The sequence below is a fragment of the Shinella daejeonensis genome (genome assembly GCF_024281235.1).
Taxonomy (GTDB): Bacteria; Pseudomonadota; Alphaproteobacteria; order Rhizobiales; family Rhizobiaceae; genus Shinella; species Shinella daejeonensis.
Map to the genome: position 1 here is coordinate 72,068 of NZ_JAHWXY010000014.1, position 11,814 is coordinate 83,881.

Annotated in this window: 11 protein-coding genes; 1 reads left to right on the forward strand and 10 read right to left on the reverse strand. The window is 65.6% G+C overall.

What is annotated here, in order from left to right; genetic code table 11:
• Positions 1-31 precede the first annotated feature (31 nt).
• From KYK29_RS20765 to argH, 4 genes are all read right to left on the reverse strand, one after another.
• On the reverse strand, positions 32-2,584 hold the full coding sequence (locus tag KYK29_RS20765) for a TIGR02302 family protein (RefSeq protein WP_254692815.1): 2,553 nt from the start codon (positions 2,582-2,584) through the stop codon (positions 32-34).
• A gap of 109 nt (positions 2,585-2,693) precedes the next feature.
• A complete protein-coding gene (lysA, locus tag KYK29_RS20770; RefSeq protein WP_254692816.1) occupies positions 2,694-3,962 on the reverse strand; it encodes a diaminopimelate decarboxylase in 1,269 nt (422 codons plus the stop codon).
• Positions 3,963-3,988: 26 nt separating this feature from the next.
• On the reverse strand, positions 3,989-4,174 hold the full coding sequence (lptM, locus tag KYK29_RS20775; RefSeq protein WP_254692817.1) for an LPS translocon maturation chaperone LptM: 186 nt from the start codon (positions 4,172-4,174) through the stop codon (positions 3,989-3,991).
• Between the two features lie 95 nt (positions 4,175-4,269).
• Positions 4,270-5,673: an argininosuccinate lyase gene (argH, locus tag KYK29_RS20780; protein WP_254692818.1), complete on the reverse strand. Its 1,404-nt coding sequence runs from the start codon at positions 5,671-5,673 to the stop codon at positions 4,270-4,272.
• Positions 5,674-5,697: 24 nt separating this feature from the next.
• On the opposite strand from argH, the gene tlpA reads away from it, so the two are divergent.
• Positions 5,698-6,369, forward strand: a complete 672-nt coding sequence (tlpA, locus tag KYK29_RS20785; protein WP_254692819.1) for a thiol:disulfide interchange protein TlpA — start codon at positions 5,698-5,700, stop codon at positions 6,367-6,369.
• A gap of 29 nt (positions 6,370-6,398) precedes the next feature.
• On the opposite strand, the gene KYK29_RS20790 is transcribed toward tlpA, so the two are convergent.
• From KYK29_RS20790 to KYK29_RS20815, 6 genes are all read right to left on the reverse strand, one after another.
• A complete protein-coding gene (locus KYK29_RS20790) occupies positions 6,399-7,421 on the reverse strand; it encodes a sulfate/molybdate ABC transporter ATP-binding protein (RefSeq protein ID WP_254692820.1) in 1,023 nt (340 codons plus the stop codon).
• Positions 7,418-8,356 carry a sulfate ABC transporter permease subunit CysW gene (cysW, locus tag KYK29_RS20795; RefSeq protein WP_254692821.1) on the reverse strand — a complete coding sequence of 313 codons (939 nt, stop codon included), beginning with the start codon at positions 8,354-8,356 and terminating at the stop codon, positions 7,418-7,420. Before cysW ends, KYK29_RS20790 begins: the two co-directional genes overlap by 4 nt.
• A 4-nt stretch (positions 8,357-8,360) precedes the next feature.
• The gene (gene cysT, locus KYK29_RS20800) at positions 8,361-9,182 is read right to left on the reverse strand and encodes a sulfate ABC transporter permease subunit CysT (RefSeq protein WP_254692822.1); all 822 of its coding nucleotides are present in this window, start codon (positions 9,180-9,182) and stop codon (positions 8,361-8,363) included.
• A gap of 71 nt (positions 9,183-9,253) precedes the next feature.
• Positions 9,254-10,237 (reverse strand): thiosulfate ABC transporter substrate-binding protein CysP, encoded by a 984-nt coding sequence (gene cysP / locus KYK29_RS20805; protein ID WP_254692823.1) that lies wholly within the window; start codon positions 10,235-10,237, stop codon positions 9,254-9,256.
• A gap of 144 nt (positions 10,238-10,381) precedes the next feature.
• The gene (locus tag KYK29_RS20810; protein WP_254692824.1) at positions 10,382-11,254 is read right to left on the reverse strand and encodes a 3-hydroxybutyryl-CoA dehydrogenase; all 873 of its coding nucleotides are present in this window, start codon (positions 11,252-11,254) and stop codon (positions 10,382-10,384) included.
• Between the two features lie 143 nt (positions 11,255-11,397).
• Positions 11,398-11,814 (reverse strand): electron transfer flavoprotein subunit alpha/FixB family protein (locus KYK29_RS20815; RefSeq protein WP_254692825.1); only part of this gene is annotated, 417 nt, incomplete at its 5' end.

The following is an 11,814-nucleotide window of genomic DNA, read 5'->3' on the forward strand; positions in this document are numbered from 1 at the left end:
CAACCCACCGGGCAGTCCGCGCGAAAACGGTTCAGCGAATACCGAGCAGCCGCTCCAGATAGTCCCGCTCGAAGCCCGGCGCGCCGCCGGTGCCGAGCCGACGACGGATTTCCTCGAGGATTTCCCGCGCCCGCTGGATATCGATCTCCTCGGGGACTTTCGTCTGTCCGCCGAAATCCGCGCCGTCGCCCGCCGTCGGCCGGTCGCGGCCGAGCGGATCGCGGCCGTTGCGCCCGGCCTGCGGCATGCCCGTTCCCTGGCCCGTGCCCTGCCCCATGGCCTGCATCTGGTTCATCATGCTCTGCGCGCCCTTGCGCAGCGCCTCCAGCGCCCGGCCCTGGCTGCCGACAGCCGATTCCCCTTCACCCGAGCCGAGCGCCTCGGACGCGCCCTTCATCTCGCGGCCGGCCTCGCCGAAACCTTCGCCGGCGTCGAGCCCCATGCCCTTCAGCGCCTGCTGCACATCGCCGAGTTGCTCGCCCAGCGCATCCTGCTCGGCCTGAAGATCCTTCAGCGCCTGCCGCAGCTCCTCCGCGCTCCGCCCCTCGCCGGAAGGCGGGGAGGATCCGTCGTCACCGGGCAGGTCGAACCCCTCGTCGGGCATCATCTCCTGGCGCATGAGTTCATCGCGCAGCGCCTGATCGAGGCTGAACGTCTGCTCCATCAGTTGCTGCTGGCGCTGCACCAGTTCGCCGAGCTTGTCCATCTGCTGACGCATCGCGTCGTTCTGCCGGCCCTGCTGCTGCGGCCGGGCGGTCTGGAGATTGTTCATCATGCGCTGCAATTCGGACAGAAGCTGCTGCGCCTCGTCGCGCGAGCCGGAACGGGCGAGTGTCTCGATCTGGTCCATCATGCGCTGGAGATCCTGCTGCCGCAGGATCCGTCCCTGCTGCATGGCGTCCTGTTGCGCCTCGCCGTTCTTCGCCGCCTGTCGCGCCAGTTCCTCCATATAGGCCTGCATCGCCTCGCGCAGTTCCTGCATGAGCTGCGCCACCTCCTCGTCCGGGGCGTCACGCGCCAGCGCTTCCGCCAGCGCCTTTTGCGCATCGCGCAGCCGCCGGTCGGCAAGCGACAGATTGCCGTCCTCGATGCCCAGCGCAATCTCCCACAGATAGTCCGCCGCATCGCGCATCTGTTCGTCGTTCTTGGAAAGACGCATGCGCGCCGCCGCCGATTGCAGCAGCAGGTAATGGGTCAGCTTCGGGATCGTCTCCTCCGGCCGGATGGTCAGCGCCTCGTTGAGGGCGATGGCCTCCGCCATTCGGCCGGTGTCGAGTGCGAAGATCTGCCGCTGCTCGGCCACCGCGCCGGCAAGCGGCTCGGAGAAGCTGCGCGCCGGCAGTACCATCTCCACGGGCTGGCTGCGCCCCTCCTGCCCCGCGGCATCCTTCGCGACGAGCGTGATCCTGACGTGCTTGCCGGCAAGCGGATGGTCGGAGAGATTGCGGCTTGTCGTTCCCTTCGCCTCGCGTGCGCTGCGGCGCGGCAGGTCCAGCCGGAACTCCGGCGGCGGATAGAGCGGATGTGCCTCCCCGGGCTGGTCGAGCGGCACGATTTCCGCATGGGCCTCCTGCAAGCCGTAATCGTCCCGGGCGAGGAAGCCGATTTCCAGCGCCGCCGCCACCGTACGCTTCGGCACGCCGTCAAAGGCGATTTCCGGCACACGATCGGGAATGACCGAGACCTTCCAACTCCGGTCGGCCACATCCAGCACCCCGTCCGCGACAATCGTATGGCGCAGGGTGCGCACACCGGCCGGCGCGGGCGTTCCCGCCTTTTCCTCCTCCGGCGCAAGGGCCACGGCGGCATCGTCCCCGGTGCGATAGCTCGCCGCCTCCCGGCCGCTGCCGCCGGTGATCCGCACGGTCAACTCGCTGAATTGCGGGACGCGCAAGGCGCCCGGCAACGCCTCTTCCGCCGGCCGGGACTGATCGCCCGTCAGGAAGACCGGCGCGCGCGCGGTATGGGCCGGCGGCGTCACCCAGGCGTCGATCCGCACATCCGGCGCGGTCGCGGCCGGCATGCGCAGGGCGACGATGTCGGCCAGTAGCCCGCCGTGATTGGAATGGGAAAAGGCGAAGGCCACCGCCACCAGAAGCACGGGCGCCGCCCGCAGGCCATACCGGTCGTGGCGGGCGATATCGGGTCGCGGCGAACCGGCGTGAAGCCGGCCGACAAGCCGCGCCATGCGCGCCTGATGCTCGCGCCACAACGCATCGGCAAGCGGATCGCCGACGGCCGGCCGGTCGTTCTGGACGCGGATCGCCTGATGGGGCAATCCGTTGCGTTCTTCGAGAAAGCGCCAGGCGGCATCGGCCGAGGGCCAGGCCGCCCTGCCCAGCCGGGCCACGAGGACGATAAAGGCGACCGCGAAGACGGCGAGCGTCAGCCCGTGCGCCACCGCCGGCACATGACGGAAGAAGCCGAACCAGGTGATGGCCAGAAAGAGCGCCGCAAGCAGGACCGGCGGCAACAGCAGCGGGATCAGCGCCTCCAGATAGAGGACCGCCTGCGCCAGCCGGCGCCGGGTGGCGAGCCGGCGCAGCCCCGGCGCATCCGCAACCTGTCGCTCTTCATCCGCCATCACACGCCGTTCTCCGCTTCAGCCCGCATGCCGGCAGGATAGCGTTCTTTGTGGCGAACACGAGGGCATAGGGGAAAATTCCCCCTGTGATCTTGTGTCCGCCCCGGCCTCAGGCAAGCCAGTCGGGAAGCGAATCCAGACCGATCAGGTCCTCGTAGCTGCCGCGCGGGCGGACCACATGGAAAGCGTCGCCCTTCACCAGAACCTCCGGCACCAGCAGGCGGGTATTATAGGTGCCGGCCTGCACCGCGCCATAGGCGCCGGCCGAACCGACGGCGATGAGATCGCCGGGCTTCGGCTGCGCCATCTCCCGGTCAAGCGCCAGATAGTCGCCGGTCTCACAGACCGGTCCGACCACATCCGCACGGATGCGCGGCACGCTCGCCGCCGAAATCACCACCGGCTGGATCTCGTGCCAGGCCTCGTAGAGCGTGGGGCGGATGAGATCGTTCATCGCCGCATCGACGATGACGAAGGTCTTCTCGCCGCCGTCCTTCACGTAGACGACCTCGGTCACGAGGATGCCGGCATTGCCGACGATCAGCCGGCCGGGTTCCGTGACGATCCGGCAATCAAGATCCTTCAGCTGGTTCTTGACGATCTGCGCATAGGCGTCCGGCAGCGGCGGCGGCGCATTGTCCGTCTTGTAGGGAATACCGAGGCCGCCGCCGACATCGACGTGATCGATCCGGTGGCCGTCGGCGCGCAGCGTCTCGACCAGTTCGCGCAGCAGCCGGAAGGCGTCGTCGAAGGGTTGCAGCTCGGTGATCTGGCTGCCGATATGCATGTCGATGCCGGTCACCTCGATGCCGGGCAGGCTGGCCGCCCGGGCGTAGACGGCGCGCGCGCGCTCCCAGGAGATGCCGAATTTGTTTTCCTTCTTGCCCGTCGAGATTTTCGCATGGGTGCGCGCATCGACGTCGGGATTGATGCGGAAGGAAACATGCGCCTGCTTGCCCGCCTTCACGGCACGGGCGTTCAGCACCTCAAGCTCCGGTTCGGATTCGACGTTGAAGCAGTAGATGTCCGCCGCAAGCGCCAGATCCATCTCGCGGGCGGTCTTCCCGACGCCGGAAAACAGGATTTTCGAGGCGGGAATGCCGGCGGCCAGCGCCCGGCGCAACTCGCCTTCCGAAACCACGTCGACACCCGCGCCGAGCCGGGCGAGCGTCTTCAGGACCGCCTGGTTCGAATTCGCCTTCACGGCGTAGCAGACCATGGCGTCGACGCCCTCGAAGGCCCCTGCGAAGACCTTGTAGTGCCGCTCCAGCGTCGCGGTGGAATAGCAGTAGAACGGCGTTCCCACCGCCTTGGCGATTTCGGGAAGCGGTACGTCTTCCGCGTGGAGGATGCCGTCACGATAGTCGAAATGATTCACGATGCTGTTCCGCGAGTAAAGAAACGTCAGAGAAGGGGGTCGAGAACGAAGGGCTGGTCCTCGACCTGCTCGATCTGTTTTCCGTTGACGGTCTTGAAGACCGGCTTCTGGCCCCCCGGAAGATCGAGATCGCCCTTGCGGCCACAGCCGGCAAGAACGACGGCGGAAAGGGCGAGCACGAAGACGAGCCTGCCGATATCGATGCGTGTCATGAAGCCTTCCCTCGTGTTCCGCCGATGATGGAGTGCACATTCCTTAGCGAATTCGCTCCCGCTTGTGCACCCTGAATCGCTGCCCCGGCGCCGCTTCAAAGCCTCTCGCGCCACCAGGCGATCTGCCGGCGAACGCCGGAAGGCGCCGTACCGCCGAAGGACGTGCGGCTTGCGACCGAGGCCTCCACGGTCAGCACGCCGTAGACCTGATCGGTGATCGCGGGATCGATCGCCTTCAGATCGTCGAGCGGAAGCTCGGCAAGGTCGCAACCCCGGCTCTCGGCCAGCGCCACGACGCGCCCGGTGACGTGATGGGCGTCGCGGAAGGGCAGGCCCGCCTCGCGCACCAGCCAGTCGGCGAGGTCCGTCGCGGTGGAATAGCCGGAACCGGCCGCAGCCTTCATGCGGTCGGCGCGCACCGTGAGGTCGCGAACCATGCCGGTCATGGCGGCAATCGCCAGTTCAAGGCTCTCGGCGGCGTCGAAGACCTGTTCCTTGTCTTCCTGCATATCCTTGGAATAGGCGAGCGGCAGGCCCTTCATGACGGTGAGCAGCGCGATCAGCGAGCCGTTGATGCGGCCCGTCTTGGCGCGCACCAGTTCGGCCGCATCGGGGTTCTTCTTCTGCGGCATGATCGAGGAACCGGTGGAAAAGGCGTCCGAAAGCCGGATGAAACCGAATTGCGGCGTCGACCAGATGACGATCTCCTCCGCCAGCCGGGACAGATGGGTGGCCGCGATGGCGGCGATCGACAGGAATTCCAGCGCGAAGTCGCGATCGGAGACCGTGTCGATGGAATTGCGCGTCGGCTCGCGGAAGCCGAGCGCCTCGGCCGTCATGTGGCGGTCGATGGGAAAGCCGGTGCCGGCAAGCGCCGCCGCGCCGATCGGGCTCTCGTCGAGCCTGGCGAGCGCGTCGCGCACCCGCGAGCGGTCACGGCCGAACATTTCCACATAGGCCATGCAATGGTGGCCGAAGGTCACGGGCTGCGCCGTCTGGAGATGCGTGAAGCCCGGCATGACGGTTTCGGCATGTTCCGCGGCGCGGTCGAGGAAGGCGGAAATCAGCGCCGTCAGCGCCTTTTCCGTCCTGCCCATCTCCTCCTTGACCCACAGGCGGAAGTCGAGCGCCACCTGATCGTTGCGCGAGCGGGCGGTATGGAGCCGCCCGGCGGCCGGGCCGATCAGCACGCCAAGCCGCGCCTCAACGTTCATATGGATGTCTTCCAGCCGGCGCGAGAACTCGAAGGTGCCGCTTTCGATTTCTGACAGGATCGTGTCGAGACCGTGAAGGATGCAGTCTTTATCTTCCGCCGAAATGATGCCTTGATGCGCCAGCATGGCGGCATGCGCCTTTGAGCCGCGGATGTCCTGGGCATATAGCTTCTTGTCGAAGGCGATGGAGGCATTTATCTCCTCCATGATCGCATCCGGGCCCGACGCGAAACGGCCGCCCCACATCTGGTTCGAGGTTTTGGTCTCGGAGTTTCCGTCAGCCATGGCATGCCTATCCTGGAGAATGAAATGACAGAGAAAAAGACGTTCGGCGTGCCCTCGCTCAAGCTGATCGCCATTGCCGGGCTCGCCGGCGCTCTTGCCGGTGCTGCTGCGATATACGTGAAGGAAAGCGGGTCTGGCAATGGCGGGACCGTTGCGGAGGCGACGGCCTGCCCGATGGCCGGCGCGAAAGCCGAGGCGCTCAGGCCCTTCTTCACGGGCCAGGTCGCCGCCATGAACGCGGTCGACGAACACCGCACCCTGCCCGGACTGGTCTTCGATGGACCCGAGGGAACGCCGCAAACCATGGCGAGCTTCGCCGGAAAGACGGTGCTCCTCAATCTCTGGGCGACCTGGTGCGTGCCCTGCCGCGAGGAGATGCCGGCGTTGAATGCGCTCGAAAAGGAACTCGGCAGTGATCGTTTCGAGGTCGTCGCGGTCAATATCGATACGGGCGACGACGAGAAGCCGAAAGCCTTCCTCGATGAAACGGGCGTTCATGAACTCGCCTATTACCGCGATGCCTCCATGGGCGTGTTCAACACGCTGAAGAAGGAAGGTCTCGCCTTCGGTCTGCCGGTGACGCTGCTGATGGACGACAAGGGGTGCCTCGTCGCCGCCATGAACGGTCCCGCCGTCTGGGACAGCAACGACGCCAAGGCGCTGATCAACGCCGCACTGGCGACGCCGCAGAGCTGACGAAAGCATTGGCGGGGGCGCGAATCCCCCTACGCCGCCGCGTAGACGCGCGGCCGGCGGATATCGAGGAAGCCCGCCTCGCCCTTGCGATGGGAAAACTCCGGCGCGGTGTCGAACTCCACCGGCTGGCCGGCGGCGGTGACCGCCAGGACCCGCCGCGAATCCGGCCGGTCGATCACGCGCAGGATGCGCGCGGCAATCCCCTGCCCGTCCTCGCGCCAGCTCACGTCGGCCGGGCGGAACAGGATCTGCCCGCCGCCGTCGGCGATACCGGCTGCCGGGAAGGCGACGTCCTGCACGAAGGCCTTGCCGTCACGGATTTCCGCGTCGAGCCGGTTGGCGTCGCCGAGGAAGTTGACGACGAAGGCATTGGCCGGATTGCGGCAGACCTCCTCCGGCGTGCCCTCCTGCACGATCTGCCCCTTGTCGAGGATGACGACCCGGTCGGCGAGATCCAGCGCTTCCTCCTGATCGTGGGTGACGAAGATGGTGGTGATCCCGAGTTCGTCATGCACCTTGCGCAACCAGCGACGCAGATCCCGCCGCACATTGGCGTCGAGCGCACCGAAGGGCTCGTCCAGGAGCAGCACGCGCGGATCGACGGCAAGCGCCCGGGCGAGCGCGACCCGCTGGCGCTGGCCGCCCGAGATCTGCCCGGGAAACCGTTCCCCGAGCCCCCCGAGCTGCACGAGGTCCAGAAGCTCGCGCACACGCGCCTTGATGACCTGCGGCGACCGCTTCACCCGCGAAACCTTCATGCCGAAGGCGATATTCTCGGCGACGGTCATATGTGGGAAGAGCGCATAATGCTGGAAGACGAAACCGACACCGCGCTCGCGAACGGGGATGTCGGTGGCGTTTTCCTCGCCGAAGTAGATCGCGCCGGCATCCGCATATTCGAGACCAGCGACCATGCGCAGGATCGTCGTCTTGCCGGAGCCCGACGGCCCGAGCAACGCGACGAGTTCGCCGCTGCCGATTTCGAGCGATACGCCGTGGACGGCGCGGAAGGTCTCGAATGTCTTGACCACGGTGTCGAGGCGGATTTTCACGTTTTGACCTCCGGATATACGGCATCGTTGCCGGCAAGCGTCGCAGGCCGTCGCACGCGCCCGGCCCCCTGCCGCTCCAGCACCACCTTGGCGACGAGTGTGACGATGGCGAGAAGCGCAAGGATCGACGCGGCGGCGAAGGCCCCGACGGCGTTATAATCGTGATAGAGAAGCTCGATATGCAACGGCAGCGTATTCGTCTGACCCCGGATATTGCCGGAAACGACGGACACCGCGCCGAATTCGCCCATGACACGGGAATTGCAGAGAACCACGCCGTAGAGCAGCGCCCATTTGATATTGGGCAGCGTCACCGAGAAGAAGGTGCGCCAGCCGCTCGCGCCGAGCGACGTCGCCGCCTCCTCCAGATCCCTGCCCTGCGCCTGCATCAGCGGGATCAGTTCACGCGCCACGAAGGGCGCGGTCACGAACATGCTGGCCAGAACGATGCCCGGCAGGGCGAAGAGGATCTTCATCTCCGCCGATTGCAGGGCCGGGCCGAACAGCCCCTGCAATCCATAGACGAAGAGATAGGCGACGCCGGCGACGATCGGCGAGACCGAGAAGGGAAGCTCGATCAGCACCGTCAGCAGCCGCTTGCCGCGGAAATCGAATTTGGTGATCGACCAGGCGGCGGCGACCCCGAAGATCGTATTGACCGGCACCGCGATGAGCGCGGTCATCGCCGTCAGGAAGATGGCGTGGCGCGTGTCCGGCTCGGCGATGGATCTGGCGAAATAGCCCGCTCCACGCGAAAAGGCCTCGAAACCGATGATAACGAGCGGCGCGACCACGACGATGGCGACGAAGAAAAGGACGAACGCCAGAAGGATCCGGCGGAAGAGCGGATCGTCGCCGACGCGCGGCGGCTGGCCCCGGCCCTTCGCCTTTCCCGTTTCGCCGGCCTTCGCCTGCGTTCCGATGTTTCCATGCATCGCTTCAGCCCCTCGCCGTATAGCGCAGCGCGCGCGCCTGCATCAGATTGGTCGCCGCCAGCATGACGAAGGCGGTGATGAGCATGACCGAGGCGATGGCGGCGGAGGCCGGATAATCGTATTCCTCCAGCCGGATGAAGGTGAGCAGCGCCGTGATCTCCGTCTCGAACGGCTTGTTGCCGGCGATGAAGATCACCGCCCCGAACTCACCGAGGCTGCGCGCGAAGGACAGCGAGATGCCGGCCAGCAGCGCCGGCGCAAGCAACGGCAGGATCACCCGCCTGAAAACGGAAAGGTCGCTTGCCCCGAGCGTCTGTCCTGCCTCTTCGAGCGCCGGATCGAGTTCCTCCAGAACGGGCTGGACGGTCCGCACGATGAACGGCAGGCTGGTGAAGCTCATGGCCACGATGATGCCGAGCGGCGTATAGGCGACCTTGATGCCGATCGCCGAAAGCGGCGCGCCGAACCAGCCGTTGGTGGCGAAAAGGGTCGTGAGCGCGATGCCGGCCACCGCCGTCGGCAGCGCGAAGGGCAGATCGACCAGCGCGTCGATCAGTCGTCGGCCGGGAAAACGGTAACGCACCAGCACCCAGGCCAGCGCCAGCCCGAAGACGAGATTGAAGACCGTGGCGGCAAGCGCACAGAGCACCGTGACGCGATAGCTGGCGAAGGCCCGCTCCGAGGAGACGATGCGCCAGTAATCCTCCGGCCCGAGGCTCGCCGCCTTGAAGATCAGCGCCGCCAGCGGCAGCACGACGATGACGCCGGCATAGACGAGCGTCACACCGAGCGCGAGGGGTAATCCTGGCAAAACACGCCGCTTCAAGAGCGCGATCCTTTCCCGAAGGCGGACGACGGCTCCTGCCGCCGCCCGTGACGAAGTGGATGGGTCCCGGTTCAGCGGCTGCCGTAGAGCTTGTCGAGCTTGCCGCCCTCGGCGAAATGTTCCGCCGAGATCGCCTTCCAGCCGCCGAACACGTCGTCGACATCGACGAGGCGGATTTCCGGGAAGCGGTCCTTGAATTCGGCGGCAACCGTTTCGTCATGGACGCGATGGCCGAATTCGGCGGCGATCTTCTGCCCCACGGGACCATAGAGGAACTCAAGATAGCTTTTCGCCAGATCGCGGCTGCCGCGAGCGTCGGCGACCTTGTCGACGATGGCCACCGGGAATTCCGCCAGCAGCGAGACGGAAGGCACCACGCTTTCGAACTTGTCCTCGCCGTACTGCTTGGCGATTGCCTGCGTTTCCGCTTCGAAGGTGATGATGACGTCGCCGATCTCGCGCTCGACGAAGGTCGTCGTGGCGGCGCGGCCCCCGGTATCGAAGACCGGCACGTTGTCGAATATCTTGGCGATGAAGGCGTCGATCTTGGCTTCGTCGTCGCCGAAGGCTTCCTTGGCGTAGGCGACGGCGGCAAGATAGGTATAGCGGGCGTTGCCCGAGGTCTTCGGATTGGGGAAGACGATCTTCACGTCGTCACGGGCAAGATCCCCCCAGTCCTTGATATTCTTCGGATTGCCGGCGCGCACCAGGAAGGACGGGAAGGAATAGAAAGGCGAGGCGTTATTCGCAAACTGCGTCTGCCAGCCCTCGGCGACGAAGCCGTTCTGTACGAGAAAGTCGATATCCGTCACCTGGTTGAAGGTCACGACATCGGCTTCCAGCCCTTCCGTGATCGCGCGGGCCTGCTTCGACGTGCCGCCATGCGACTGGTCCACGGTAACACCCGGATTTTCCTTGATGAACGCCTCGTTCTCGGCGGCGAACAATTCGCGCGCGACATCATAGGATGCGTTCAGCAACTTATCGGCCGCGCCGGCGGCATGCGGCAGGGCAAGGCCGAAAAGAGCGACGCCGAGGAGAAGAAGACGTTTCATGCGAGGAACCCCGAATACGAGTGACAATTCGGGGGTGAAAGTAGCCCGCAAGCCGCCTTGCTCCGAGGCACAGGCCGGTCGCGGCGGGTGCGGCTTGCGGAAGATTTTTCCGCAAACCGGTCCTTGCACAGAACGACGCGAGGCTCAGCGGGTGGGAACCGGGGTCCCCGAACGATAGTCGTAGAAGCCGCGGCCCGACTTCCGGCCAAGCCAGCCGGCCTCGACATATTTCACCAGGAGCGGGCAGGGCCGGTATTTGGAGTCCGCCAGCCCGTCATGCAGCACCTGCATGATGGAAAGGCAGGTGTCGAGACCGATGAAATCCGCAAGCTGCAACGGCCCCATCGGATGGTTGGCTCCAAGCCGCATCGCCGTATCGATGGCCTCGACGGAACCGACACCCTCATAAAGCGTATAGATCGCCTCGTTGATCATCGGCAGCAGGATGCGGTTGACGATGAAGGCGGGGAAATCCTCCGCCACGGTGATCGTCTTGTCGAGCCGGGTAACGAATTCCTTGGCCGCCGCGAAGGTTTCCTCCTCGGTCGCGATCCCCCGCACCAGTTCGACGAGCTTCATCACCGGCACCGGGTTCATGAAGTGGATGCCCATGAAGCGCTCCGGCCGATCGGTGGCGGAGGCGAGACGGGTGATGGAGAGCGAGGACGTATTGGTCGCAAGGATCGCTTCGGGCTTCAGCACCGGGCAGACATTGCCATAGATCTTGCGCTTGACCGTTTCGTCTTCCGTGGCGGCCTCGATCACCAGGTCGGCGTCGGAAAGATCGTTGATATCCGACGAACCGCCGATCAGCGAGAGCGCCTTCCTGCGTTCGTCCTCGGTCATCTTGCCGGAAGCCGCCTGGCGGGCGAGATTGCCGTTGACCGTCGCAAGGCCCGCCTCGATACGCTCGCCCGAGAGGTCGTAGAGATGGACCTTGTATCCGGCAACGGCCGAAACCTGGGCAATGCCGCATCCCATCTGCCCCGCCCCGATGATACCGACATTCCTGATCATGGTTCTCGCCGCCCCGCCTGTCCGTTTCCGTATCCCGCCGTGCGGGTAAAAAAGACCGGGCCGGTGGACCGGCCCGGTGAAGTGATAAAACGCCGTGCCGCCGTTTTCCAGTGAAAACTGGTCATCGGACAGCCGCAGGAATGTCAGAGCGCCTTCTGCAACTCCGGCAGGGCTTCGAAGATATCGGCGACGAGGCCGTAGTCGGCGACCTGGAAGATCGGGGCTTCCTCATCCTTGTTGATGGCGACGATGACCTTCGAGTCCTTCATGCCGGCCAGATGCTGGATCGCGCCGGAGATGCCGCAGGCGATGTAGAGATCGGGTGCGACCACCTTGCCCGTCTGCCCCACCTGCCAGTCGTTCGGCGCATAGCCGGCATCGACGGCCGCGCGCGATGCGCCGACGGCCGCACCGAGCTTGTCGGCGACCGGCAGGATCACCTCCTGGAACTTCTCCGACGAGCCGAGCGCACGGCCGCCCGAGATGATGATCTTCGCCGACGTCAGTTCCGGACGGTCGGACGACGACAGCGCATCCGCGACATGGCTGGAAAGACCCGG